The organism is Mongoliitalea lutea (assembly GCF_014652135.1).
Taxonomy (GTDB): Bacteria; Bacteroidota; Bacteroidia; order Cytophagales; family Cyclobacteriaceae; genus Mongoliitalea; species Mongoliitalea lutea.
In genome coordinates, this window is record NZ_BMYF01000012.1 from 101,969 (window position 1) to 127,612 (window position 25,644).

Below are 25,644 nucleotides of genomic sequence, written 5' to 3' on the forward strand. Positions count from 1 at the left end.
GGGGCATCCAAGATATTAATTTTCGTAATGGAGATAGTCCGTAAAATGGGCTTTTCCACAGTGGTAATTTTGCCAGGAGATGGGCCCTTGAGAGAAGAAATGGAATCTTTGGGGATGGATGTGCGGATCATGAATTTGGGCATTCTTCGTAGAAAATATTTCTCCCCATTGGGGATTATCAACCGAGGAAAACGCTTGCTGAAAGCCTATCAGTTTTTGAAAGAACTGCATCAGCAAGAAGAAATTGCACTCATTTATTCCAATACCTTGGCGGTAATTATTGGGGCGATCTTTGCTCGGAAGAAAAGGATCAAACATATATGGCATATTCATGAAATCTTACCCGGCCCAGAGTTTTTGATCAAGTTTTTGGCTAGGCAATTGGACCAAAGCACCCCTCAACCCTTGGTTGTATCCGAAGCAGTGGCTCAACATTGGAGGCCGCATTTGAAAGTAGCACATCCCAAAGTTATCCACAATGGGATGGATTATCGGGAATTTACTACCGCTAATAGGGAGTTAAGGACACATTTGGGAGTCCAGGATCATCAACGTGTCATCACCATGGTGGGAAGAATTAACCCCGGTAAGGGGCAGCAATTTTTTCTACAAATGGCTCAGCAATTGATCAAAACTTATCCAAATACGATTTTTTGGATGGTAGGAGATCCCTATCCTGGCTATGAATACATACAGGAAGAGTTACATGCATTTATAGCGCAACATGGATTGTCTGATCATGTGGTGGATTTGGGTTTTCGAAGAGATATCCCCGCCATTTTGAAAGCCTCGGATATCTTTGTCCTTCCTTCTATCCTACCAGATTCCTTTCCTACCGTAATATTGGAGGCGATGGCGGCAGGATTACCTGTGGTAGCTTCAGATTCGGGAGGAGCAAGAGAAATGGTTTTCCACAATCAGACAGGATTTATTTTTCCAGTTGGAGATGAAGAAAAGGGTGTTTTGTACCTCAGTAAATTACTAGATAACCCTGATCATGCGGTTCAAATGGGCATGGCTGGTCAAAAAAGAGTGCTAGACTCATTTTCCTATAAAAAGTTTTCCACATCAATAGAAGCATTTTTATGGAGTCAGATCAATTGAAAGTAGCCATTTTGGGAGCCAAAGGCTATCCCTATGTTTATGGGGGATATGATACGATGGTTCGAGAATTAGGTGAGCGCCTACAAAAAAGAGGGGTTCAAGTGACTGTTTACTGCCATAGTGCTTTATTCAAAGAAAAGCCTTCCATAGTCAATGGCATTCATTTGGTTTATTTGCCTGCGATTGAAAAGAAAAGCTTGACCCAATTGACACATTCTTTTCTTTCCATGGTTCATGCCTGTTTTTCAGATGTGGACGTAATTTTTGTTGTCAATAGTGGTAATGGACCTTTTGGAGTTATCTCCAGACTTTTCCGCAAACCCACTGCCATCAATGTAGATGGCTTGGAATGGCTGCGTCCCAAGTGGAAAGGTTTTGGTTCGAAGTATTTCAAATGGTCCTCTCGCATGGCTACTCGTTGGTATGACCGCATCATCAATGATTCGGATGAAATGAGGAGAGTGTACTTGGAAGAATTTCAAACAGATTCCACCGTGATAGCCTATGGAGCAAACCCATCCAAAGGTGCTGATGTCTCTCTTTTAAAAAAGTGGAGTTTAGCCCCTGAGTCTTATTTTTTGATTGTGGGTAGATTAGTGCCTGACAATAATGCTGACTTAATTATTTCAGGTTTTTTGAAGTCCAACTCCCAAAGGAGATTGGTCGTTGTGGGAGATGTTCCTTTCCAAGATGCTTACGCTGAGGGCTTGAAAAATCTGAAGGACCCTCGTCTGTTATTTACGGGATATGTGACAGACCCGGAAGAATTGAAGTCCTTGTACCATCACTGCTTTGCATACTTTCACGGGCACGAATATGGAGGGACTAACCCCGCGATGTTGAAGGCCATGGGTTATGGCTGTGCAATTTTGGCATTGGATACCCCATTTAATCAAGAAATGCTTCAGCAAGGAAAGCATGGATGGTATTTTGAGAAAAACCTAGAATCTGTGGCGGAACTTGTAGCGAGAGCTGAGCAAAGCGTGGAAGAGATGCAGCATCTAAGAGAAACCGCCAGATTGGGACTCACGCAGCGATATAATTGGGACTATGTGACGGAGCAGTATTTACAGGTCTTTTTAGAGTTAAAGCAGGATAAGTGTTAATCCAAAGTAGCTTTTAGACCTATAACTAACTCACCAGATTCCCAAACAATGAACCCAAAGGACTTTAATTTGTCATAGATATAAGATTTGCTAATAAACTCTTCATGTACTTCTACAGCAATTACTTTCACAATAGATAAAAACCCTAGGTCACCTTCTTCAAAGATATACTTTTCATAACCCTCAATGTCCATTTTTAGCAACGCTATCTCAGTCAATCGGTATTTCTCAATCAGTTGTGGAATGGTGATTCCTTTAATCTCCCCTTGTGTGTTAGCTTTTACCGTTTTTGACCAATCTTTTCCATCTCGAAAATCATCGCTGATTGCAAATCGTAAGTTTTCTTTATGGGAAATGGAGTACTTGAGTGCATTTATTTGTGGATAACTAGCTATGTTTTTACTTAAAACCACAAAGTTTTTTGGATCAGGTTCTACAGCCAAAACAGTTGAGTTATCCACATGTTTTGAAAAATATATAGAGGAAAGTCCGATGTTAGCACCTAAATCCAAGATTGCACCAGCTATATTGTTTTCATTCAAAAGAACACAAATAGATGCGTATTCCTGAAAATTAAAAATTTGTTCAAATACTTCAATATCGCTTGAACTTCCACCTCGTAGAAAAACTGGATGGGGGTTGGTGGTAGTTTGAATAAGATAGACACCTTCTTCTTTTTGAAATGAATGGATCAATTTTGATGTTTTAACCCTACGCAAAAAAATCTGTTGTGGTGCGCCAAATGTGAAAACAAATTTGTCAACTATCTCTGATAAAAAAGGCATGATAATTAATGGTTTATAGTGTGGATAAGTATTCTTTTCATTTGTTTAGCCCATGTTGTCCAATTGAGCTCTTCTTCATATTTCTTTCTCGAAAAAGTCGATAATTTTTTGAGTTCTTCTGGGTTCTTTATCAAGCGTTCAAGTTCATCAGCATAAGCTACGGCAGACGCATCATATTCCAATAAAATCCCATTAACCTTATTTTCTATTACATCCGCTACCCCTCCTGTGAAAGTACTAATTACAGGGACTCCATAAGCATTAGCTTCACAAAATGCGACTGGGGTGCAATCAGCACGTGTAGGCATAAATAAAACATCTGCTTTACTTAGGTGCCTCTCCAGTACTTGGGCATCCTCTATTTTGTTCTTGTTCAAATAGGATATGACTTTCATGTAAGATCGCTTTACATCGGGGGTACATCCAATTACAGTTAATTGAAACTCAATGCCTCGTTTTTCTAAGATATCTAAACTTTCTATCACGATAGGTCCGCCTTTTCTAGTCCAATCTATTCCGATAAATAAGAGTGAGAATTGATCAGAATTGTTTTTTTCTTTCGACTGAAGGATTGGTTTGTGGTCAATATTTGCCCCCATTTTTACCAAATAGGTATCTTTGGCTTGATATTTTTCGATAGCTGAACCTATAGCCCATTGGGAAGAAAAAACTTGAGTTTTTGATTTTTGAATTGCTATCCTTTCAATCTCATTACTCTCCTCTATTGACTTTTGAGATAGATTTTTGAAAGCATCGTAATAGTGGCAAATCAAATCAAAAGTCGCATCTGAGAAGTAACAAATGGGTACTAGTGTTTGAAGATAGGCGATTTCTACGGACCCAGTTGGTGCAAAAACTACATCTATTTTTAGATTTTGGAGTTTTTTGGTGAAATAGTCTCCATGAACCTTGCTAAGAAATTGGTTATGAGCTAAGTTGTACTTTTTTCCATAGCGTAACCTGTGAAATACCTTTAAGAAAAAATACCTAAATTTTAGATAAAGTTTCTGTCCAAACCCAAGCTTTACCGGACCAATCGCAATGACGGTGTTAAATTCCTCTTGTAGGGCTTGAAACATTCGAAAATAAATGCCTGACCATGACCGTTTGTTATTAGGGTCCAAAGCTGTCAAAAAACCTACGCGTATCTTGGATTTACTCATGTGGGATTATTTTCTAATGACAGTAAAGGAAAGCTTTGAATAAGTACCCATCTTCCCTCGATGCGTTTGAGCAAAGCAACGGAATTTACTGGATATACATGGTCAAAAGCTTGCTTTTTGATGAATTGCCAATACTCATCAAATTTAGCTACTTTGATATCTTTAAATGCTACTGTCATGTGCGGGTGAAAAGATTTATCCGAAAGCTCAATTGGTTGTTTCAGTTCAGTTTTTGCAAACTCCCCAAGCGATCGTTGCATTTCCAATAGTTCAGGTGTAGGGACTACATCAATGAAAATCACTCTTCTGCCAAATTTATTGAAGCCAGAAAGTTTAAGATGAAAAGCTCTTTTGTCTTTAAAAAAGCCCTGAAGTAAACGGGTGAGCTTCTCTTCTTTTAATTCATTCCAATGAAATGGCATTTTGATGGTAATATGTGCGGGAGATTTTAGTGCATATTTGATATTAAAATTTTCCTTCAATAACTCCTTTAAATCAGTAGCTTTTTCCTGAATGACACCCTCAGGAACTAATGCGATAAAGTACTTAGCGAATGATTTTGCCATTTGACACAAATATATTGGTTTTTGTAGGATGAAATGTTTTTCTTAGTGAGGAGTAAACAAAAAGGCATCTCCTTTTTTTGGATGTTTTTTTAATTTGTAACTTGAGACTGAATTCAGAAATAACCGCATATGAAGAATTTTGAAAGGGCCATGATAGGCCTTGATTTATCAGAGATGGATGAAATTATCCTTCCAAAAGTTTTTGCGCTTTCCGATTTGCTTGGCTTGAAGAAGTTGTACTTCATTCATATAGCCAAGGATTTTATAATTCCCGATGAAATAAAAGCTAATTATCCAGATCTAGCAGTTCCTGTCGATGAAACTTTAAATAAAGAGATTGAGCAGGCTTTAAAGAAGTATCCCATCCCTGCTGAGTTGGAATACGAGATTATAATCATGGAAGGCAAACCAATGATGAATGTCTTGAAAACAGCTAGTAATAAGGATGTTGACCTGATAATCATGGGTCGAAAAGAGCGTTTGGAAGGCTCTGGCTCTTTGGCAAAAACGATGGCTCAAAAGGCACCATGCTCGGTGCTGTTTTTGACAGAAGATACCAATGTGGCAGTTCCTAAGAAGATTTTGATTCCAATGGATTTTTCCTCCCATTCTATTCTAACACTTCAATTTGCTGAACGGGTTTCACAAGAGTTGGGAGCAGAAGTAGTTGGCATGCATATTTATGAGGTTCCTATTGGCTATTACAAGACCGGTAAATCCTTTGAAGAATTCGCAACCTTGATGAGAAAGCATGCGGAAGCGGATTTTCAAAACTTTTTGAAGAAAAATAATCATGCACCAATTGAATGTTTATTTGAATTGAAAACCAATAAGGGAAGAGCAGAAATGATCATCGAGACGGGCAAAAAACATGGAGTTGATTTGGTGATTATGGGAAGTAGGGGAAGAACAGGTTCGGCAGCCGTATTATTAGGTAGTGTAGCAGAGACCTTGGTTCAAAAAAACAATCAAGTTCCTATGCTGATAGTCAAGAAAAAAGGAGAAACAATGGGCTTTTTAGAGGCTTTATCAAGAATCTAAAAGTTTCAATTAAAAAGCCCTTCGAGTATGTATAATTTGAAGGGCTTCTTTTTGTTATCAGTAATTTTTAATAGGCATTTTCACGATTTTGGAGAAGTTCATAGATTGTTCGTAAACAAATGCTTAAATCCATCCAAATAGACCAATTTTGAATATAAAAATAATCAAGTTTCACGCGTGAACGGATTTGATAAGGATTTTCAATTTCCCCCCTAAAGCCTTTTACTTGAGCTAGACCTGTAATTCCAGGTTTGATCTTATGTCGACTATTATATTTTTCGATTTGGGTCTTAAAAACATTGTTCATAGGGATAGTATGTGGTCTTGGTCCAACAATTGACATATCCCCTACTAAAACATTTAAAAACTGAGGCATTTCATCTAAAGATGTATTTCTAAGGAAAGCACCTATTTTTGTTACTCTAGGATCATTTTTGGTAGCTTGGTGCGTGTCAGCATAATCGTTTGGAGTCATGGAACGAAACTTCAAACACTTGAATACTTTATTGTTCACCCCATTTCTTTCTTGGATAAAAAATACGGGCCCTTTCGACTCAAGTTTGATCAATAACCCTACTAAGGGAATCAACCAACTAAGAATGAAAACCATTACAAAAAGTGAAAAAACAATATCAAAGCTTCGTTTGAAAAAACGATTCAATAGACTATCTAATGGTATTTCATTGACATTGATGACAAAAAAATCACCATATTTTGAAAAGGAAAGGTTTTTTTCTAATTGTAAGCTACCCCCAGGTATTATTTTTACCTTAATGTAATGATCATCAGCAAAATTGATGATTTTTCTAACCAAACTCTCTTTCAAACTCTCATTAATGTAAATTACATCTAAATCCAAATTATTTGCATTCTCGAAAAAATCCGCAATTGTGCCTTTTGTCTGTTCACAAGTGGATATGTCATCATAATAACCTAGAAACTGAATTCCAAAATCCCTACGAAGGTTAAACACATTTTCAAGTTTGGCACTGCTACTGCCCTTTCCTATGATGATAGCTTTTCTATGATTAAATCCAAATGCTCTGGTTTTTCTTAAGATGAGATGAATTCCAGTTCTGTAAACTCCGATAAGTAAAAATAACGAGCTGGCTAAAGTTATGAAATATACCAAACGCAATGCATCTGAATATACAGGCATCCAAACTATAGCAACTATTGCTAGAAACCATACTAAAGAACCTAATAACTTATTAAGCGTGCGCTGAGCTTCGCTTGTTCTTCCAAATCTATAATCTTTTCGTAGAATGGTAATTACTAACCAAACCATTATAAAGATTGAAAATGTAGAGAATTCTGGGTGAGAAACTGCCCCATAATCTTTAAGCAAATAGCCCGTTAAGAAAAATGATAGTATAACTACTAGTACGTCGCCTACTACAAAAAACCAAGGAAAGTATTTTTCAAACTTTTTTTCCATAAAAATATCATTCATGCAAATACGAAAAATTAGCCATTATTGGATTTAATTTTTCATACTTTTTTTCGATCAAACAGCTAAATTTTAAATTGTGTGTAAAATTAAGAAAGAATCCCAATGCTCTATTAATTTTGTCGGAATAAATTTGATAACGAACTAAGGTAATTGCTATCTTAGCTGTATAATATGAACTATTTTAAATCATTATTTGCTTCCTCAGATCAACCAGAATCCTTGGGTTATAAACTTCGAAACAAAAGGTTTATTGATTTCGAAAATCTCTTGAACAAAAATTTTGCCAAAAATAAAAAAATTAGCATTCTAGATGTCGGTGGTACAGCCTATTTTTGGGAAGACAAAAATATCTTTCAATCCGGTAGAATTGAAATCACTCTTTTAAATATTACAGTAGAAAGTAATTTACCCAAAGGAATGAGGAGTGTTGCAGGTGATGCTACGCAAATGCCAGAATTTGATACAGATAGTTTTGACTTAGTTTTTTCGAATTCTGTCATAGAGCATTTATACACTTGGGAAAATCAGTTAAAGATGGCTAAGGAATGCATGCGGGTGGGAAAGTACTACTTTATCCAAACTCCCAACAAGCATTTTCCAATCGAGGCCCACTATGTGCTGCCATTCGTTCAGTACATACCAAAATCATGGACCTTTGCGGTATTGACCAAAACAAAATTAAGTAGAGGGATGCGGTGGTCTTCAATTGACGCACAGCAATACTTGGATGAAATACGGCTGCTCTCTTTTGCTGAAATGAAGAATTTATTTCCCGGAAGTAATATTTATCTGGAGAAATTTTTTGGTCTAAACAAGTCCCTTACCGCCCATAATCTCTGATGGCCATTTTAAAAATATAGACTCGAAATTTAAACGTTTTGAGATGTTTAATGGTCTAAAGATAGCATAAACCTAACCTACATATGAAAACACTATTGACATCCGTACTCATGCTTTTGGCTGCTTTTTTTGCAGGAGGACCAACTGTAGAAACTATGACTGTTTCCAAATCTGAAAGCACAGTTACTTGGAAGGGCAGGAAAGTAACTGGTGAGCATTTTGGAAAAGTAACTATCTCCAAAGCTGATTTACAGGTTGTGAACAACCGCATCACAGGCGGTTCATTTGAAATGGATATGACGAGCATCACGGTAGAAGATATCAAGGATGCCAATTCCAACAAACGCCTTACTGACCATTTGAAATCAGATGATTTCTTTTCTGTGGATAAGTTCAACAAAGCAAGTATGGTTATCAAAGATGCCAAAACCAACAATGGTAAAGATTATCAAATGACTGCTGACTTGACTATCAAAGGGATTACACAACCTGTTACATTCAATGCCAAAGCAGAAATGCAAGGCAATAAAATGGTTGCTACCTCAAACATTCTCTTCGATCGTACCAAGTATGACATTAAATACCGCTCTGGAAATTATTTTGAAAACTTGGCGGATCGATTGATTTATGATGATGTTGAATTGGAAGTACGATTGGTGGCAACTGCTTCTTAATAGGACAAATTCTTTTCGTACCAAATCAATCATTTAAGTAAGTCCCCTTCGTTATACTAGGAACGAAGGGGACTCTTTTTTTTAAAATATTGTTAACGAAACATCAAAAAGCCCCATTGTTTAGTAATTTAGCCTTATGGAGTATAAGTGGATGATTCGAGAGAAAGCCGATGAGTCGGTCGTTCAAGCCTTGAGTAAAGATATCAATGTCAACCCGACCTTGGCCAATATGTTGGCCAATAGAGGAGTGCATAATTTTCAATTGGCGAAAGAATTTTTTAGACCTGACCTAGATAAACTCCATGATCCATTTTTGATGAAAGACATGGATCGGGCTGTAGAGAGGCTTCAGCAAGCTATTACCAATAGGGAAAAGATTTTGGTATATGGAGATTACGATGTAGATGGGACGACCTCGGTGGCATTGATGTACGGTTTCTTAAATCGCTTTTACTCTAGATTGGAGTTTTATATTCCTGATCGATACAAAGAGGGCTATGGAATCAGTGAGCGAGGTGTCCGCTACGCAGCTGAGAATGGATTTACCTTGATTGTTTCCTTGGACTGTGGCATCAAAGCCATTCAAAAAGTTGCCCTAGGCAAAGAACTGGGGGTAGATTTCATCATCTGTGACCACCATACGCCTGGAGATGAACTCCCTGCTGCTGCTGCCATCCTAGATCCTAAGCGAAAAGATTGTGCGTATCCATACAAAGAACTAAGCGGTTGTGGTGTTGGCTTCAAGTTGATTCAGGCATTTAGTATGGTCAATAATCTGGAAATGGCCGAAGTTATGAGCTATTTGGATTTGTTGGCCATCAGCATAGCTGCCGATATTGTACCAATCACTGGGGAAAACAGGATTTTAGCCTATTATGGACTTGAGCGTCTCAACAATAATCCTCGCCCTGGAATCAAGGCTCTGATGATCAAGAGTAACATCGAAAAAGAGATGGGCATCGGTGATATCGTATTTAAAATTGGTCCTCGAATCAATGCTTCGGGTCGTTTGGAACATGCCAAAGCCTCCGTAGAGTTGCTACTCTCCAAAAATTTGGATGATGCCATGCAACGAGCCGAACTTGTGGATACGGTTAATGCAGCTCGGAAGAATTTTGATGAAAACATCACCAAAGAGGCTATTTCCATGATTGAAGAAATGGAAATGGTGAGAGAAATGAAATCCACGGTCCTTTTCAAAGAGGATTGGCATAAGGGCGTGATCGGAATTGTTGCTTCCCGCTGTATAGAAAAGTACTACCGCCCTACCATCATATTGACAGAGTCCAATAACAAGGCTACTGGATCAGCACGCTCGGTGTACGACTTTGATATTTATGAAGCTATTGCTGAATGTAGTGATTTATTGGAGCAGTTTGGTGGGCATAAATATGCCGCTGGTCTGACCATGTCTGTGGATAAAGTCATGGCTTTCCAAGCAAAGTTTGAAGAGGTAGTTTCCAGTAGGATTACCGATATTCACATGAAACCTGTATTGGAAATAGACGATGAAATCTTGTTGGATCAGATCAATTATAAGTTTTACAATATTTTAAAGCAGATGGCGCCTTTTGGTCCGGGCAACCCTGAGCCTATTTTCACCGTCTCTCAAGTGTATGCCGAAGAAGTACGGATTTTGAAAGACAAGCATTTGCGGTTCAACGTGGTCCAGGACGGTCAGGTCACCAAGCCTGTATGTATAGCTTTTGGGATGGCGGATAAGTCAGTATATCCTGATGAAATTATTTACAAAATGCTCAATAGAAAAATGAGATTTGATCTGGCTTTTGAGATCAGAGAAAATACTTTTAGAAACAACAGTAGCTTGCAGCTATATGTAAAAGACATCAAATTTGATTAAGATGAAATTACGCGCCGAACATTTGGTCAAAATATACAAAGGAAGACGAGTGGTCAATGACATCTCAGTGGAGGTGGAGCAAGGTGAAATTGTAGGTTTGCTAGGCCCCAATGGGGCAGGAAAGACTACATCATTTTATATGATTGTTGGCTTGATTCAGCCCAATGAAGGTGAAATCTACCTAGAAGATCAAAACATTACCAAACTTCCCATGTATAAGCGGGCCAAATTGGGCTTAGGCTATTTGGCACAGGAAGCCTCAGTTTTCAGAAAGCTATCGGTAGAAGAAAATATCATGGCCGTATTGGAAATGACCAATAAAAATAAGGCTGAGCGAAAGGAAAAAGTGGAGAGCTTATTGGAAGAGTTTAGCTTGACCCATGTGCGCAAAAATTTGGGAATGGTGCTTTCAGGAGGAGAGCGAAGAAGGACAGAGATTGCCCGCGCCTTAGCAGTGGATCCTAAGTTTGTGTTGCTCGATGAGCCTTTTGCAGGTGTAGACCCTATTGCCGTAGAAGAAATACAGACTATCGTGGCCAAGTTGAAAAATAAGAATATTGGCATATTGATTACCGACCACAATGTAAATGAAACATTATCGATTACCGATCGGGCTTATTTGATGTTTGAAGGAAAATTGTTGAAAGCTGGGACAGCGGAGGAATTAGCAGCAGATGAGCAAGTTCGAAGAGTGTACCTTGGACAACATTTTGAACTCAAACGAAAAACTTTTAGCTAATGGAAGTTATCAACTCCTTTATGACCTGGATACTCAAGAATAGGATAGGTCAGATAGAAAATTTTAAGGAAAACCCAATTGCTATACAGCAAGCCTTATTGGAAGAGCTTTTGGATTTAGCCAAACGAACCAGTTTTGGTAAACAATATGGATTTGCTGAAATTGAATCGTATCAGGATTTTGCTCGACGGGTTCCTGTGGCGGATTATGAAAAGTATCAGCCAACCTTTGAGCGTATTTTGAAAGGGGAGCAGGAACTTTTATGGCCTACGGAGATCGAATGGTTTTCTAAGTCCTCCGGTACCACATCAAGCAGAAGTAAATACATACCGGTATCGCAAGAAGCATTGGAAGAGTGCCATTTCAAGGCTGGAAAGGACATGCTGTCCCTGTATATCAACAATTATCCTGACACCAAATTATTTACTGGAAAGAGTTTAAGCATTGGGGGAAGTCTTAGTAAAAATCCCATTGACCCTTCAAGTGATATTCAGGTAGGTGATATTTCGGCGGTTATTATGGAAAATTTACCGCTTTGGGTGCAATTTGCTCGTACGCCGAGCTTGGAAGTGGCATTGATGTCTGAATGGGAGGCCAAAATAGAGGCTATGGCAAAGGAGTGTATGCAGGAAAATGTAACTAGCATCGCCGGCGTCCCTACATGGACGATTGTATTGATCAAAAAGATTCTGGAGCTTTCCGGAAAATCCAATATTTTAGAAGTTTGGCCAAACTTGGAGGTTTTCTTTCACGGAGCCGTGGCCTTTGGACCGTATCGTAAACTTTTTGAATCCTTGATTCCTTCTCCCAAGATGCGGTACATGGAAACTTACAATGCTTCAGAAGGCTTTTTTGCTATTCAGGATCAAAAAGACTCCGATGAACTTCTGTTAATGTTGGATTATGGGATTTTTTATGAGTTTATACCCGTGGAAGAATGGGAAAAGGAGAACCCTACCTTGATTCCTTTGGAAGGCGTGGAAATCGGGAAAAACTATGCAGTAGTCATAACCACTAATGCAGGATTGTGGCGTTACAAAATCGGTGATACAGTTAAATTTACCAGTATTGCGCCTTATCGCTTGAAAATATCTGGGCGAACAAAGCATTACATCAATGCTTTTGGGGAAGAGGTGATTGTAGAAAATGCAGAACAAGCTATTGCTAAGGCTGCAGATTTGACAGATGCGATTATCAAGAATTTTTCAGCAGCACCGGTATATTTTGGAGCGTCTCAAGATCAGGCAGCTCATGAGTGGATCATAGAATTTGAGCAAATGCCAGATTCTAAAGCTCGATTTGCTGAAATTTTGGACCAAACCTTACGTGAAATCAACTCAGATTACGATGCTAAGCGATACAAAGATTTAGCTTTGGTTAGCCCTAAGATTCATTTTGTGGAAGAAGGGCTTTTCGAAAAATGGCTAAAGTCTAAAGGCAAGCTCGGCGGTCAAAACAAGGTTCCTCGCCTATCCAATACCCGTGAGCATTTGGATGAACTACTTCAACTGATGTAAACAAAAAGTCCTTGGAAAATCTCACTGATTGCTATCGAGTGAATGTATTTCCAAGGACTGATTTTACTTAACTCAAATGGGGATTAACCAACCTCTGGTGCTAAGCCAACGCGCTCGGGAGACCTCCACAGCGCAGAAAGCAATAACTCTCTCATAAATAAGAATTCTTTTGGAATCTTGTCATAGGACTGTTCGAATAGCTCACTGTGTCCTAGCAGCTCTTTTTTCCAAGGCTCACGTTCAATTACCATGATGCTGTCGAAGTCCTCTTTCGGGAAGTCCAATCCAGACCAATCCATATCTTTATAGCGAGGTCTCCAACCGATTGGGCATTCCACAGCTGAGATTTTTCCTTTACAACGGCCTATGATCCATTTCAATACTCTCATATTGTCCCCAAAACCTGGCCAAATGAAATTACCGTCTTTATCTTTTCTAAACCAGTTGACACCGAATATCCTAGGAGCATTTTGAAGGTCTCTACCAAACTGTAACCAATGATTGAAGTAATCACCCATATGGTAGCCCATAAATGGAAGCATAGCAAATGGGTCTCTTCTCACCTTTCCAACTTCACCAAATGCGGCTGCGGTCATTTCTGAACCCATGGTAGCTGCCATATATACACCAAAGTTCCAGTTGAAGGCTTGATACACCAAAGGAACGGCTGTACTTCTTCTACCTCCAAAGATGAATGCTAGGATCGGAACGCCTTCTGGATTTTCCCATTCGGAATCAATAACCGGGTTTTGCTCAGCAGGTGCAGTAAATCTTGAGTTTGGATGCGCAGCAGGTTTGCCAGAGTTTTTGTCATAAGGCTTACCATGCCAGTCAATCAATCCTTCTGGAACCTCTTTGCTCATGCCTTCCCACCAAACATCACCATCAGGAGTGATAGCTACGTTGGTGAAGATCGTGTTTGCTTTCACACTTTCCATCGCTGATGGGTTTGTGTGGTAGTTTGTTCCAGGAGCAACACCAAAGTATCCTGCTTCTGGGTTGATGGCATGTAATTTTCCATCTTTACCCTTATGAATCCAGGCAATATCATCGCCGATGGTAGTAATTTTCCATCCATCCAATTCTTTAGGAGGCAGCATCATGGCAAAGTTAGTCTTACCGCAAGCACTAGGAAAAGCAGCTGCCACATAATTTTTATCCCCTTCTGGACTTTCTACTCCCATGATTAGCATGTGTTCTGCTAACCAGCCTTCTTCACGGGCCATGGAAGAAGCAATTCTAAGTGCAAAACACTTTTTACCCAATAAGGCATTACCACCATATCCAGAACCATAAGAAATAATCAGTTTGTCTTCTGGGAAGTGAGAAATATATTTCACAGTTGGATTACATGGCCATTTGACATCTTCTTGACCTTCTTCCAATGGAGCGCCCAAGGTATGTATACACTTAACAGTGTTATCGTCTAAATAGGGAAGTACCTGATTGCCGATACGGGTCATGATTTTCATATTAACAACCACGTATTCTGAATCGGTGATTTCTATACCGTATCTGGATAAAGGTGAGCCAACAGGGCCCATACAGAATGGAATCACGTACATTGTACGTCCTTTCATGCTTCCTGCTGTCAAACCATCCAAGATTTCCTTCATTTCTGCGGGAGCCATCCAATTATTGGTAGGTCCGGCATCTTCTTTTCTTCTGCTACAGATGTATGTTCTATCTTCTACCCTCGCTACATCGGATGGGTCAGAGAAGCAAGCAAAGCTGTTGGGTCTTTTTTCAGGATTTAACTTGATAAATGTGCCTTTGTCTACTAGCATTTGACACATGCGGTCGTACTCTTCTTGTGTGCCATCACACCAGTGTACTGCGTTTGGTTGGAAGTGAGCGGCCATTGAATCAACCCAGGCCTTTAATTCGGTTTTTACTTCAGCTATCATGGCTATCAGTTTATAATGAAACAAAAGTTAGTTCAGTAGTTTGTTTGAACAAGGATAAGGCTCGATAAACCACTTGTTTATCTCCTTATCAATATCAAAATTAACTCTTTAATAGAATAAAATAGGCTTAGGCTTGATGATATAAATTTGATTAAAAGATGATTATTCTCATAGGATTTTCGCAAAAAGGTTGTTAAAAACCTATAGCTGGCCAATTAAATGGTTTCAATAAGGTGGTAGATTCTTGAGTAAGTAGCTCTAGTGCAATTGCTTCTCCTAATGCTGTGGAGTGCTTAAAACCGTGCCCACTGCATGCAGAGGCTACTAAAACCTCTGAAAAGTCTGGCAATCGATCCACTACAAAATATGAATCCGGGGTTACCGTGTAGAGACAAGTTTTGGATCGCAAGACTTCAAGTTTTAACCCATTGAATTTTCCTTGTAGTTTGTTATTCATAAAAGCATCTTGCTCTTCTTGAGAAATTATCCTGTTGACAGTATCCGCATGGTGGCTTGCAATAAAGGATTCGGAGGCCATTTTGACAGACGAGCCATCCAAGGAAGGGAAACCATAGATAAAATCTTCCGGATTAGGTCCAAAGCCCCACATGTAGACAGGGCAGGAATCATGGTTGTAAAAACCGGAATCAATTGGTAGCCAATGAAGGATTTGTCTACAAACTTTGAAGTGAGGTTTATAAAATCTGGGGATAAAATCTTTTACCCAAGCTCCTGCACTGATACTTACCTGCCCTGCTTCAATGATACCGTGATTGGTATCGATGACTACTCCTCCGCCTTGGATTGGCTTCAACCCCAATACTTTTGTGTGTGTTTTGATGGCAGCCCCTTGCTTAGCTGCTAAGGCCAATTGGGTAGCAACAGCGAGCTCGGGTAGAACATATCCCGCTGATGGCTCAAAGTAAACTTTACCGGTTGGTTCAAGATTGAATTCTTTGAACCGCTTTTTTAATTCTTTAGCATCAAAAACTTCATGGGGTACATCAGACGCGATAGCAAAATTTACAGTACGTTCAAAAAAACCTTCGGATCCATGCTTTGCCCAGGCCTGACTTCCAGAGTCCATCAAGATGCCCCCGACTTGGTAAAAAAGTTTTTCTCCAGTAGCTTGGTAGATTTCATCCCAAATCTCGTGTGATCGCTTCACGAATGGAATAAAGTCAAAGCCTTCCCCTACAGCTAATCTACTGATACGGGTTTCTCCATGAGTTGATCCTAGTTCGTGAGGGGGAGCAAACTGGTCGATGCCAAGTACCTTCTTTCCTTGCTTACTTAAGTGATACAAGGTAGCAGCACCTACTGCACCGAGGCCGATTACGGCGATGTCTACGGTTGTACGATTCATGGATCAAAAGTTAGAAAAATTACTTTTCAGTATTACGATTTGGGCATAAAAAAAACCGGCCTCGTCTTCACCCTGAACCCAGCCGGTTTTTAAAAAATAAAGGAAACAAAGAATAACCTTATTTCTTTCCAAAGATAAAAACAAAAAAATAAGAAAATGGCAAATTGAGTAAGTGTAGAAAATTAGCACAAAAGTGTCGATTTTTGTAAACAAGCGTTGAGCAACACCCCTATTTTTGGACATATTTCTGCATGGGACCATGAGTAATGACCGGAATTTTCACTCGGATCGTAGTCCCTATACGCTCCTGACTTTGGATAGAAATCGCATCAGGAAGTGCATTGGGTAATAGTGAAATCCGTTCAGACACAAGTTCTAGCCCACGGCTTCTATGTGATTTATTAGTCTTTTCACTTATACCAATTCCGTTATCGGAAATTAAACAGCTCATATTTCCTTGATCTATTCCTTCAAATAGTACAGTAATTTTTGGTTTCTCGATGGATGCAGGGAATGCATGTACAAATGCATTCTCAATAAAGGGTTGAAGTAACATCGGGGGAATTTCAATAAACTCAGGATCTAAATTTGAATCTAAGCTTACATCCCACTGAACGCGGTTTGCCATGCGCTCATTTTCTACGGCCATGTAAGCCCGCAAGTAATCTGCCTCTTGTGAGAGTTTTATTCGGTTGCTTTTTGAATTATCCAGTGTTTTGCGAATCAATTTTGAAAACTTTGATAAAAACTGTACTGCTCTGTCCGTATCGTTTTTCAAAATGAAATATTGGATAGAGTTGATCGCATTGAATATGAAATGAGGATTCATTTGACTTCTTAGTGCTTCCAGTTTTGTCTCTGCGATTTTGCGCTCCACCGCTTCGGTCTCTTTGATTTGACTAATCCGTATTCTGAAAATGATTAAGATGGTGATAATTGCCAAGAATAAACTTAAGATGATAAACCATGTCTGTAAATAGAATGGAGGAAGTGCTTTTATCTCCAAGAGGTTGAAGTATTCAGTTTTTCCGGAATGCAAGTCAAAGACCTCAACTTCTAAAGAATAGTCACCATAATTGAGATAGGTCAGAAAGATTTCATTACTGGTACTAAAAGGGGTCCATTCTTGGTCGGGGCTCAATCTATACCTGTATTGCAATTTTTCTGGATACAGAAGCCGATGGGGTTGCAATTGTATGAGCAGGGATGAGGGGAAGTTTTTGAGAATAATTCTTTCCAGGCTATAGCTAAACCACTCTATTTTATCTGTGCTAAAAGGGTTAAAATCTACCAATAGCTTGGTGATTTTCAATTGATAGGAGCGATAAGAGTCACTTAATATAGAAGGAAGATGGACTTTAAGGTAAGCATCTTCATAACCTAAGTATAGGTCCTCTCCGATTATTTTATAGCTTTTGATGATTGTTTTTCTGAGGCCCTGCTCCGCATCAATGAGTTTAATATTTCCATTTTGGTAAATGTTGATACCTTGTTCTGTCATGATGAGAATAGCATCTCGAAAAGCTTTTACACCAATGATTGAGTTGCCATAAATAGTGCTTTTAGCTATTTTCAAGACTTCCTTAAAGTCCTCCTCATCCGTTATTAAAAATACATCTCCAAACTCTGCACCCACAATCAACTGGTTACCGCTAGTGGGATATATGCTTTTGATTTTTTCGACATCCCAGATTCCTGATTCTTTGAATGAAAAAAATCTATTTTCATCTAATCGAAATAAGCCTGCGAAAACGGAAGAAAAGTAGGTCTTAGAGTTTTTTTGGACAATTTGCGATAACATATCGGGTGTTTCAGGCAAATCGGCTCTATAATATTGGTAGTTCTTTGGGTTAGAAATATCAGTATAAATCCGAAGTCCACCATAAGGATTGCTTTCAATCAGGTGGCCATCTGGGGAAAAACCTATGACAAGACTATGTAGTGGAAGGTAACGGATGAAATTGCCAGTAGTTGAAACTTGATAAATTCCAATATTGCTATTTATCCAAAAGCTATTGTCGTGTTTCCTGATTCCATAAAAAATAATTTCTTCAGCGGTTAACCGTGGGTTGAGTTCATAAAAATCATCTTCCAGTTTTGGAATCCAAGCTTTTGGGTTAGCAAAATAGCGTTGTTGGACAGTTTTAAAATCAGTTAACGAGAGCTTTTTAGAAAGTAAAGGAAAGTGTAAGCCATCGCTTCTGAGTAAAGCTTCCAACTGATCGTCACCAGCAAAGCCTAAGATTTCTACCCCTTTTGTATCAAATAACAGTATTCTTTTTGATAAGTTGACCTCATAAAGGCCCTTATCCAAACTACCGAGATACAAGGTAGAGGAGGCAGTATGATAAGCCATTGACCATAAATTTCTGCTATCTATTTGGAGTCGATCATTGAAGGGCGTTACTTGATTGGGAGAAATCTCAAAAACACCACCATTGGGACTGTAAAGGCCGGTAGCAGTACCAAGCAGTCCAAAAGCAGTCTTTTGAAAATTGTAAAAATTAGAACTTGGCTCTACTCTCTCAGGTCTAGGGTTCTTAGAAATGAGGTTATCGGCATTAAAATGCAGTAATTCCTCTTTGCCCGATAAAACAATCATCTCTTCTTGCTGATGAAGCCCATAGATGTATTCAAAATCATTGATTTTTTCAGCAGTAAATGTTCCATCTGATAGCAAGACTTCAAAAACTCCGTTTCTGTAGGTGGTGTAGAACAAGCGATCTTGATACACGAAGAAACCTGAGATGAAATTGTGGTCTTCATTCCCTTGGCTACCCTGGACTTTTGTCACCGAAAGATTTTTATAATCTATAAGGTTAAGTCCATTTGTAGTGCCAACTAAAATGTAATCTTCAAACGTGTGCAAGGTTCGGATAAATTGGGTGTACAATCCATCTTGGATTTTGTGGAAGTGTTTGCCATCAAACATGCTGACACCCCCTCCGTAACTTCCAAACCACATCTTTCGATCTTTGTCTTCTGTAATAGCCCAACAGGAGTTAAATGCCAGTCCGTCCTCCATAAAAAAGTTTAAGAACTCTTGGTTGCGTTTGACAGAAACTCCATTCTCTGTTCCAATCCATAACATCTCCCTACTATCTACAAATAAAGAGCGGATGGAATTATTAGGTAGGCCGTCTGCAATCGAATATTTTTTTGTGATTTGTTGCTGAGCCTGAACGAAGGAAATGGAGCAAATCCATATCAGAATACCTATAAAGGCCTTACTTAAAAGATGTGGATTTAAGGATGCTTTACTCAAAATTAAATAGGAGGCTTTTTTTTCGGATAGATACATTTAATTCTTTACCTGACCGTAGCACAATTTTATTTTCAGTTCGAATATATCGCTGGATTTCCTTTAGGTTAACTAAGTAAGACTGATGCACACGTGCAAACTGTTCTTTTGGCAAGATATCTTCTACAGCTCCCAGTGTTTTGGTCAAGGTGATATATTCTCCGCTAAGCTTATATACAATGGTATAATTTTTCTTTGCCTCACAGTACGAGATTTCATCATGCTTGATGAATTCTAATCCGTAAATAGTAGCAAATGCGCTTACGTTAAGCGTTTCCGATTGTTTGGATATTTTTTTCTCGGAACTTTGTCTGTTGAGGAATTTGAAGATAGTTTTTTGAAACTCAAGTGCATCCAAAGGTTTTAATAAATAATCAAAAGCATCCTTTTTGATAGCCTCTATAGCATAGTCTTCATGTGCGGTTGTAAAAATCACCTCAAAACTCCGCTCACCAACGATATCGAGTAATTCCATACCGGTTTGGTCAGGCATTTGTACATCTAAAAAAACCAAATCAGGCTCTTCTTTATGAATAGCAGTTAGTCCTTCTTCTACATTGAAGCATTTGGCAACTACTTTCACAATATTTCCGAAATGTTTGTTGATAAACATTTCTAAGTTCTCTTGTGCGTGGAACTCATCATCGACAATGATGGCTTTGACCATAGTATGGGTGAAGGTTGGGTGACTTTAACTCGATAAAAGTACAATAAGCGAAAAGTTAAAAAAATACCCTGTTTAGGGTATTTTTTAAGGTTTTTTGACTAATTAATTAGATTGAAAGAGGTTTTTTATAACAAAACTAAGTCGTGAAAAAATTTGAATTGAAAAAATCATATAAATTTTATTATCCAAGATAACCTTAATTCTTTCCAAAAGAATATTTGTATAGAACATTTGCTTTCGAGCGCGGGCCATTTAGGTAAAAAACTCTTGAGCAAGTATTTATTTGTAAAAATCTAATTCCTTCAACTTTTTGTTTAGGTTTATTGATGTTCAAAAGTAAAAATTGTTTAGTTTTATGAAAATTACCAGATGTTATGAAAAATTTATCTGCACTGATTGGTTCCCTGTTTTTGTTCCTCGCTTGTCAGTCCTCTGACAAAGGTGCTGGGAATAATGATTTTTCTTCTTTTGAAATTTCTGTAGACACTGTCATGGTGGACTCTCGCAATGAAATTTTGATGGCAGCAGTCAATTCCTTTTCCCAAGTGTACTCAGATGATGCGAAGACGCTTATCAATTGGTCTTTTGATGCATCTGAACTTGAAATTGTGGACCTTGATAACATGGAACTTGTCCGAAAAATAGCCATCGAAAAAGAAGGGCCGGATGGTGTGGGACAAAATGCGTATCAATTGGAACTACTATCCGGTGGGCGCTTTGCATTTGTAGGTTGGGATGATAAAATTGCCATTACCAACCAAGAGGGGAAAGTCCTAGAAAGACTTAGCTTGGATAAACCGTGGATGTTGGAAAATAAGGGAGAGAAAGAGTCACTTTCATTTTTAGGATTCTCCTCAGATGGAAAAACTATTTTCTGTGGCTTTTTAAATTTTGATACCATCAAACCCGATGTATTGGTACTGGATCTAATCAACGAGACAAGTAATGTAATTTCTATGCCGGAGTTTGAATTGATGGACAAGTATAAGGTTAAGTGGACCTCCGAAGATGGAAGAGGCATGTCCATGATGCACCCATCTTTTGATTTTATACCTTGGAAAGACTCCTACCTATTTTATACCAATGCAAAGAACAGTATTTACAAATACAGCCTTCCTTCAGATTCATTGAGTTTATTGACCTATACCAATCAATTGACAGCAAGTAGTAAAACCGGTAGTTACAAAAATGAAGTTTCAAGTATAGAGGAAATGAGAGCTGAATCTGCGAAAATATATCAGGAAATCACTTTTACCCCGCCACTTTGGGATGAACAAAAACAGGTATTCTATCGCATGGCTTACATGGACCTTCCCAGGGTGGGTGATGAACCTATCAAAAAACGTGTCTTTTTAAGTGTCCTAAATGCTGATTTTGAACTACTTGGTGAAAAAGAGCTGACAGAACTTACCTTTGATAAAAACCCTTTTCCAAAATTTGTTAAGGACGGGAAGCTGCATCTTTTCCTCAACCTAGACGATGAATTAGCTTTTATTCGAATTTCTGTAAATTAATTTGACCTATGAAGAATATTTATCAACCATCTTGCTTGTTTATTTTGGCTTCTTTACTATTCTTTGCTTGTAACAAAGGTGAGCAACAATCCGAGCTAATGTATACCGAAGTTCAATTCAGCATAGATACAGTCATGGTCGATGCGGGTGATGAACTGATATATTTGAATGATAATTTATTTATGTCGGATATCTCTGTAGATGAAAAGCTGTTATTCAATTTCAACCGTCGAGAAAATATTATGGAGACGATTGATTTGGAAAAGCTTCAATTGCTAGAGAAAACTACGTTTGAAAAGGAAGGCCCCAATAGTATAGGAAATTTTCTAAGTGGTTTTGCTACGACCGTGAATAATACTTTAGTGATGTGGAGTTATGGATTGACCTCAGAGTTTTCGAATGACGCCACCAAATTGAAGGATTTTCCTGTACTTCAATCCATTGGTCTTCCCAAGGATGATAGTTCGGTGTATCCATCAAGATTGTATAAGGTGAGTGGGCAGGAGGATAGAGTAATTGCTTTGTTTATAGAATGGAGTACTCGGCGGTACTTTTTGGTGGATTTGGATGGGGACAAATCCGAAGTGATTGAGCTACCAGCCTTCGAAAAATTGAAAGAGGCTTCTACAGATATCCTTTATGATGGACAATGGGCAGGAAGTTTTGGTTCAGGAGTGAGTTCTTCGGTGCATGGTGATAAATTGCTCATAAGCAATTCTGTTTTCAATGAACTGTATATATATGATCCAGCTTCCCGTACACTAGCGGAAAAATCATGGGATGGACCTTTGGTGGGTAAACAACGGACCTACATGGGCCCCAAAAGTGTGGAGGGCGAAAGCCCACAGCAATATGACGAGATGAGGAAAGTAGAAGAAGACTTCACTTTTATGAGTTTCCTCTGGGACGCCCAACATGAGCGATACTATCGGTTTGCTTATAAGAAAACCTTCGGGGAAGAAAAGGAGGAATGGGGGTTCTATAAAGCTACGGGATGAAACTATACCTGAGTGTATTTGATAAAGATTTGCAACTGCTGGGAGAGTCCATTGTTCCAATCTCCTTAGCAAGATTAAGCAAGGCATTTGTCAAAGACGGCAAAATCTGGATATACCAAAATATGGAGGATGAGTTGGGGTTTGTGAGGTTGAAAGTAAGCTTGTAGTACCTATTTTTTTAACCGCAGAGGTCGTTAAGTTTTCTCGCGGAGTTCGCAGAGAGGGATAGTTTATTCTCCACTAACAAATCAATCCTATAACCGCAATCAAGTTTTACTTCTTCAAAAATAAGAGGCATTGATTTTTCCTTTTCTACGTTAAATCCTGATTTGGCTATTTTGTAATATAGGCATTGTTGATAAGCACTTTCCAATAATCCCGGGCCTAATGCTGAATGAACTTCAATCGAAATTCCAATAATTTTTTTTGCTAGTTCGTTTTCAATCATGATTGCATGACCTTTATGTTAATAACTCAGCCCCTATCCCGGCACCTTCAGGGAAGGCGATGGATGTAGGTGTAATCTGAACTCCTTTGGCAATATCTTCAGCTAGAAGCATGGCTCCATCCATATCCACGTAATCCAAAAGTGGAGCTATGTGCGCAATGGCTGTTATCCCTACGGAAGATTCCGTCATACATCCTACCATGGTTTTCATGCCTAGGCTTTTTGCCTCATGTATCATCCGTAATCCGGGAGTTATCCCTCCCGCCTTGACCAACTTGACATTGATCCCGTGAAAGAGTCCATGGCATTTTTTCACATCCGCTTCTACTATGCAACTTTCATCAGCCATGACAGGCAACTTCGAGTGTTTGAATACTTCTGCCATTCCCTCCAAGTCATCTTTTCCAAGCGGTTGTTCCATAAATTCTACACCTAGCTTCGCCAACTCCTCCGAATATTGGATGGCTTGATCAGCAGTCCAAGCGCAGTTAGCATCTATACGAAAAGCAGCATTAGTATGCTTCCGCAACTCACGGGTGATCTCCAAATCCTGATCGGTACCTAGCTTAATTTTATAAAGTGGCCAATCCACCTCCTTCATTTTAGAGACCATTTTCTCTACCGTATCTATCCCAATGGTAAAGTTGGTCAATGGAATATTTGCAGGATTTAAGCCCAAATACTCATACAATTTCTTTCCCTGTTTTTTGGTAAAAATATCCCAAGCAGCCATATCCAAGGCGCATTGTGCAAATGGATTATCTTTGAAAATATCTTTCCCCAATTCCCAGAGATGTTCTGGACTGTTCCAATTCCCTTCTTCCACAAGTGCACGAGCGGCCTCTAATCGCTCACAGATATTTTCCGCAGTCATTCCATAAAATGGATTGGTCGTGGTCTCCCCAAGGCCGACAAAAGCTCCATCCGTAATGCGCACGATAATGGTGTCCTGCACATCTCTACTCTGATGGGCAATGGTAAAGGTATGCTTCAAAGGCAGGTCGCGTACAAAGAATTCGAGTTTCATGGAGAATTTTTTGGGTTTTAGACAAAAGTAAATTTATTTTTTTATGAAAGTTTCTACCTTGGTACAAAATCTTATTGCCGCTATGAAAATCAATCTTCAATCGTATCTCCTTTTCCTTGTTGCATGCCTGACTTTTCTTGCCTGTGAGCCCCAAAAAACCCAACCATCCATAGATGCATCTACGTATGAGCAAGCTTATGATCAATACCAAGAGCCAAGTGTAGACTTCCGTCGATTCAAATATGCGGATGTGATCCATTTGGTAACAGGAAGAAGCGACGCATTTGAAGTGGAGGAAGTAGGTAAGTCTATTTTGGGCAAGTCTATCTACCAAATGAGCATGGGTAATGGGCCTACCAAAGTGCTGTTGTGGTCCCAAATGCACGGAAATGAAGCAACGGCAACCATGGCCCTATTTGATCTATTCAATTTTTTGGAGGGTTCTGATGATGATTTTGATGAGTTGAGGACCAAACTCAAGTCTCGGCTGACCTTGCGATTTATTCCCATGTTGAATCCCGATGGGATGGATATGTGGATTCGGAGAAATGCCTACGATATTGATCTGAATAGAGATGCACTGGCATTGACCTCTCCAGAGGCAGTGATACTGAAAAATGCACGTGATAGCTTTGAGCCCATGTTTGGTTTTAATTTGCACGATCAGCAAACCTACTATACTGTAGGACAGACAGGTAAACCTGCCACCATTTCTGTATTGGCACCTGCATATAATTATGCCACAGAAGTGAATGATGTCCGCAAAAGAGCCATGCAGGTCATTGTAGGGATGAATGCTTTAATGGAACAAATCGAACCAGGACATGTGGGTAAATATGATGATGCATTTGAACCCCGTGCTTTTGGGGATAATATCCAAAAATGGGGCACGAGTACGATTTTGATCGAGTCAGGAGGCTATCCCAACGATCCTGAAAAACAAATAATCCGCAAATACAATTTTATGATTATGCTGCATGCGTTGGAGCAAATTGCAGACAAAACCTATGAAGCGTACTCCTTGGATGACTATTATGCCATACCTGATAATACACTTCGCCTCATGGATTTGGTGATTCGAAATCTACCCTTAACCTTAGATGAGCAATCGTACACAGTGGATTTGGGTATTCGTAGAAGAGAAGCCGATGCACACGGAGACTATTTTGTAAATGCCGTGGTGGATGATTTAGGAGACCTGTCCATATTTTATGGATACGATGAATTGGATGCTACAGGTATGCATGTTGTGGAAGGGAAAACTTTTGAGACCCCTTTCAAAGAACTTTCGGAAATTTCCAAAGAGAAGGCATTTGAACTTTTAAAAGAAGGTTATCTAGCGGTACGTGTACAAAATGCATTGGATAGGGAGTTGCACCAATTACCGATACAAGTGTTGAAAAATGGAAGTTTTAGCAATGCGTTTAAAACCGGGGCTAATTCCAATTTTTACCTGGAGCAGTCTGGAAAGCTTCGATACGCAATTGTCAATGGATACTTGATTGATCTAGAAACTTCTGTTGATGGTTTGTATAAAATGAGGGTACTTTAATGTGAAAAAGTATGC

Annotated in this window: 22 protein-coding genes; 12 read left to right on the forward strand and 10 right to left on the reverse strand. The window is 39.0% G+C overall.

Annotated features, from left to right (window positions below; translation table 11 throughout):
• The first annotated feature begins 27 nt into the window (after positions 1-27).
• Positions 28-1,104, forward strand: a complete 1,077-nt coding sequence (locus tag IE080_RS11030) for a glycosyltransferase family 4 protein (protein WP_229800591.1) — start codon at positions 28-30, stop codon at positions 1,102-1,104.
• Positions 1,086-2,210 (forward strand): DUF1972 domain-containing protein, encoded by a 1,125-nt coding sequence (locus IE080_RS11035; RefSeq protein ID WP_189582136.1) that lies wholly within the window; start codon positions 1,086-1,088, stop codon positions 2,208-2,210. The genes IE080_RS11030 and IE080_RS11035 overlap by 19 nt, the downstream gene beginning before the upstream one ends.
• Here the strand turns inward: IE080_RS11035 and IE080_RS11040 are convergent.
• The 3 genes from IE080_RS11040 to IE080_RS11050 are packed head-to-tail and all read right to left on the reverse strand — an operon-like array spanning position 2,207 to position 4,724.
• The gene (locus IE080_RS11040; protein ID WP_189582139.1) at positions 2,207-2,995 is read right to left on the reverse strand and encodes an FkbM family methyltransferase; all 789 of its coding nucleotides are present in this window, start codon (positions 2,993-2,995) and stop codon (positions 2,207-2,209) included. The two genes, IE080_RS11035 and IE080_RS11040, sit on opposite strands and share 4 nt — an antisense overlap.
• A gap of 5 nt (positions 2,996-3,000) precedes the next feature.
• Positions 3,001-4,158 carry a glycosyltransferase family 4 protein gene (locus tag IE080_RS11045; protein ID WP_189582142.1) on the reverse strand — a complete coding sequence of 386 codons (1,158 nt, stop codon included), beginning with the start codon at positions 4,156-4,158 and terminating at the stop codon, positions 3,001-3,003.
• Positions 4,155-4,724 carry a 2'-5' RNA ligase family protein gene (locus tag IE080_RS11050; RefSeq protein WP_189582145.1) on the reverse strand — a complete coding sequence of 190 codons (570 nt, stop codon included), beginning with the start codon at positions 4,722-4,724 and terminating at the stop codon, positions 4,155-4,157. Before IE080_RS11050 ends, IE080_RS11045 begins: the two co-directional genes overlap by 4 nt.
• A gap of 129 nt (positions 4,725-4,853) precedes the next feature.
• Between IE080_RS11050 and IE080_RS11055 the strand changes: the two genes are divergently transcribed.
• The gene (locus IE080_RS11055; protein WP_189582148.1) at positions 4,854-5,765 is read left to right on the forward strand and encodes a universal stress protein; all 912 of its coding nucleotides are present in this window, start codon (positions 4,854-4,856) and stop codon (positions 5,763-5,765) included.
• A 67-nt stretch (positions 5,766-5,832) separates the two neighbouring features.
• Here the strand turns inward: IE080_RS11055 and IE080_RS11060 are convergent, their stop codons facing one another.
• Complete coding sequence (locus IE080_RS11060; protein ID WP_229800592.1) at positions 5,833-7,218, reverse strand: exopolysaccharide biosynthesis polyprenyl glycosylphosphotransferase; 1,386 nt, start codon at positions 7,216-7,218, stop codon at positions 5,833-5,835.
• 171 nt (positions 7,219-7,389) lie between these two features.
• Between IE080_RS11060 and IE080_RS11065 the strand changes: the two genes are divergently transcribed.
• The 5 genes from IE080_RS11065 (at position 7,390) to IE080_RS11085 (ending at position 12,849) form a co-directional block, all read left to right on the forward strand.
• Positions 7,390-8,058, forward strand: coding sequence for a class I SAM-dependent methyltransferase (locus tag IE080_RS11065; protein ID WP_189582151.1), 669 nt, complete (start codon positions 7,390-7,392; stop codon positions 8,056-8,058).
• A gap of 83 nt (positions 8,059-8,141) precedes the next feature.
• On the forward strand, positions 8,142-8,732 hold the full coding sequence (locus IE080_RS11070) for a YceI family protein (RefSeq protein ID WP_189582154.1): 591 nt from the start codon (positions 8,142-8,144) through the stop codon (positions 8,730-8,732).
• A gap of 136 nt (positions 8,733-8,868) precedes the next feature.
• A complete protein-coding gene (recJ, locus tag IE080_RS11075; RefSeq protein ID WP_189582157.1) occupies positions 8,869-10,593 on the forward strand; it encodes a single-stranded-DNA-specific exonuclease RecJ in 1,725 nt (574 codons plus the stop codon).
• Between the two features lies 1 nt (position 10,594).
• Positions 10,595-11,332 (forward strand): LPS export ABC transporter ATP-binding protein, encoded by a 738-nt coding sequence (lptB, locus tag IE080_RS11080; protein WP_189582160.1) that lies wholly within the window; start codon positions 10,595-10,597, stop codon positions 11,330-11,332.
• Entirely contained in the window at positions 11,332-12,849 is a 1,518-nt protein-coding gene (locus IE080_RS11085) for a GH3 auxin-responsive promoter family protein (RefSeq protein WP_189582163.1), read from the forward strand. The genes lptB and IE080_RS11085 overlap by 1 nt, the downstream gene beginning before the upstream one ends.
• 83 nt (positions 12,850-12,932) lie before the next feature.
• Here IE080_RS11085 and IE080_RS11090 read toward each other — a convergent pair whose 3' ends face one another.
• The 4 genes from IE080_RS11090 to IE080_RS11105 form a co-directional block, all read right to left on the reverse strand.
• On the reverse strand, positions 12,933-14,756 hold the full coding sequence (locus IE080_RS11090; RefSeq protein ID WP_189582166.1) for a phosphoenolpyruvate carboxykinase (GTP): 1,824 nt from the start codon (positions 14,754-14,756) through the stop codon (positions 12,933-12,935).
• A gap of 193 nt (positions 14,757-14,949) precedes the next feature.
• Positions 14,950-16,122: an N-methyl-L-tryptophan oxidase gene (gene solA / locus IE080_RS11095; RefSeq protein ID WP_189582169.1), complete on the reverse strand. Its 1,173-nt coding sequence runs from the start codon at positions 16,120-16,122 to the stop codon at positions 14,950-14,952.
• 229 nt (positions 16,123-16,351) lie between these two features.
• Positions 16,352-19,387, reverse strand: a complete 3,036-nt coding sequence (locus IE080_RS11100; RefSeq protein ID WP_189582172.1) for a sensor histidine kinase — start codon at positions 19,385-19,387, stop codon at positions 16,352-16,354.
• Complete coding sequence (locus IE080_RS11105) at positions 19,380-20,090, reverse strand: LytR/AlgR family response regulator transcription factor (RefSeq protein WP_189582174.1); 711 nt, start codon at positions 20,088-20,090, stop codon at positions 19,380-19,382. Before IE080_RS11105 ends, IE080_RS11100 begins: the two co-directional genes overlap by 8 nt.
• A gap of 374 nt (positions 20,091-20,464) precedes the next feature.
• Between IE080_RS11105 and IE080_RS11110 the strand changes: the two genes are divergently transcribed.
• Genes IE080_RS11110 through IE080_RS11120 form a run of 3 tightly spaced genes read left to right on the forward strand, consistent with a single transcriptional unit; the run spans position 20,465 to position 22,769 of the window.
• Positions 20,465-21,604 carry a DUF4221 family protein gene (locus tag IE080_RS11110; protein WP_189582177.1) on the forward strand — a complete coding sequence of 380 codons (1,140 nt, stop codon included), beginning with the start codon at positions 20,465-20,467 and terminating at the stop codon, positions 21,602-21,604.
• Between the two features lie 8 nt (positions 21,605-21,612).
• The gene (locus tag IE080_RS11115; RefSeq protein ID WP_189582179.1) at positions 21,613-22,602 is read left to right on the forward strand and encodes a DUF4221 family protein; all 990 of its coding nucleotides are present in this window, start codon (positions 21,613-21,615) and stop codon (positions 22,600-22,602) included.
• Positions 22,599-22,769: a hypothetical protein gene (locus IE080_RS11120; RefSeq protein WP_189582182.1), complete on the forward strand. Its 171-nt coding sequence runs from the start codon at positions 22,599-22,601 to the stop codon at positions 22,767-22,769. Before IE080_RS11115 ends, IE080_RS11120 begins: the two co-directional genes overlap by 4 nt.
• Positions 22,770-22,780: 11 nt before the next feature.
• Here the strand turns inward: IE080_RS11120 and IE080_RS11125 are convergent, their stop codons facing one another.
• Together IE080_RS11125 and IE080_RS11130 are read right to left on the reverse strand one after the other, a co-directional pair.
• The gene (locus IE080_RS11125; protein ID WP_189582185.1) at positions 22,781-23,050 is read right to left on the reverse strand and encodes a GxxExxY protein; all 270 of its coding nucleotides are present in this window, start codon (positions 23,048-23,050) and stop codon (positions 22,781-22,783) included.
• Positions 23,051-23,063: 13 nt separating this feature from the next.
• Positions 23,064-24,077, reverse strand: a complete 1,014-nt coding sequence (locus IE080_RS11130) for a dipeptide epimerase (RefSeq protein WP_189582188.1) — start codon at positions 24,075-24,077, stop codon at positions 23,064-23,066.
• 43 nt (positions 24,078-24,120) lie between these two features.
• Between IE080_RS11130 and IE080_RS11135 the strand changes: the two genes are divergently transcribed.
• Positions 24,121-25,629: a M14 family metallopeptidase gene (locus IE080_RS11135; RefSeq protein WP_229800593.1), complete on the forward strand. Its 1,509-nt coding sequence runs from the start codon at positions 24,121-24,123 to the stop codon at positions 25,627-25,629.
• Positions 25,630-25,644: the final 15 nt, after the last annotated feature.

Bases quoted from the DNA above. Each gene is read 5' to 3' on its own strand.
- IE080_RS11130 (WP_189582188.1), bottom strand. From the start codon at position 24,077: ATGAAACTCGAATTCTTTGTACGCGACCTGCCTTTGAAGCATACCTTT.
- IE080_RS11070 (WP_189582154.1), top strand. From the start codon at position 8,142: ATGAAAACACTATTGACATCCGTACTCATGCTTTTGGCTGCTTTTTTT.
- IE080_RS11085 (WP_189582163.1), top strand. From the start codon at position 11,332: ATGGAAGTTATCAACTCCTTTATGACCTGGATACTCAAGAATAGGATA.
- IE080_RS11105 (WP_189582174.1), bottom strand. From the start codon at position 20,090: ATGGTCAAAGCCATCATTGTCGATGATGAGTTCCACGCACAAGAGAAC.
- IE080_RS11110 (WP_189582177.1), top strand. From the start codon at position 20,465: ATGAAAAATTTATCTGCACTGATTGGTTCCCTGTTTTTGTTCCTCGCT.
- IE080_RS11135 (WP_229800593.1), top strand. From the start codon at position 24,121: ATGAAAGTTTCTACCTTGGTACAAAATCTTATTGCCGCTATGAAAATC.
- IE080_RS11060 (WP_229800592.1), bottom strand. From the start codon at position 7,218: ATGAATGATATTTTTATGGAAAAAAAGTTTGAAAAATACTTTCCTTGG.
- IE080_RS11065 (WP_189582151.1), top strand. From the start codon at position 7,390: ATGAACTATTTTAAATCATTATTTGCTTCCTCAGATCAACCAGAATCC.
- IE080_RS11090 (WP_189582166.1), bottom strand. From the start codon at position 14,756: ATGATAGCTGAAGTAAAAACCGAATTAAAGGCCTGGGTTGATTCAATG.
- IE080_RS11045 (WP_189582142.1), bottom strand. From the start codon at position 4,158: ATGAGTAAATCCAAGATACGCGTAGGTTTTTTGACAGCTTTGGACCCT.
- lptB (WP_189582160.1), top strand. From the start codon at position 10,595: ATGAAATTACGCGCCGAACATTTGGTCAAAATATACAAAGGAAGACGA.
- IE080_RS11050 (WP_189582145.1), bottom strand. From the start codon at position 4,724: ATGGCAAAATCATTCGCTAAGTACTTTATCGCATTAGTTCCTGAGGGT.
- IE080_RS11120 (WP_189582182.1), top strand. From the start codon at position 22,599: ATGAAACTATACCTGAGTGTATTTGATAAAGATTTGCAACTGCTGGGA.
- IE080_RS11030 (WP_229800591.1), top strand. From the start codon at position 28: ATGGAGATAGTCCGTAAAATGGGCTTTTCCACAGTGGTAATTTTGCCA.
- IE080_RS11115 (WP_189582179.1), top strand. From the start codon at position 21,613: ATGAAGAATATTTATCAACCATCTTGCTTGTTTATTTTGGCTTCTTTA.
- IE080_RS11035 (WP_189582136.1), top strand. From the start codon at position 1,086: ATGGAGTCAGATCAATTGAAAGTAGCCATTTTGGGAGCCAAAGGCTAT.
- solA (WP_189582169.1), bottom strand. From the start codon at position 16,122: ATGAATCGTACAACCGTAGACATCGCCGTAATCGGCCTCGGTGCAGTA.
- IE080_RS11125 (WP_189582185.1), bottom strand. From the start codon at position 23,050: ATGATTGAAAACGAACTAGCAAAAAAAATTATTGGAATTTCGATTGAA.
- recJ (WP_189582157.1), top strand. From the start codon at position 8,869: ATGGAGTATAAGTGGATGATTCGAGAGAAAGCCGATGAGTCGGTCGTT.
- IE080_RS11055 (WP_189582148.1), top strand. From the start codon at position 4,854: ATGAAGAATTTTGAAAGGGCCATGATAGGCCTTGATTTATCAGAGATG.
- IE080_RS11040 (WP_189582139.1), bottom strand. From the start codon at position 2,995: ATGCCTTTTTTATCAGAGATAGTTGACAAATTTGTTTTCACATTTGGC.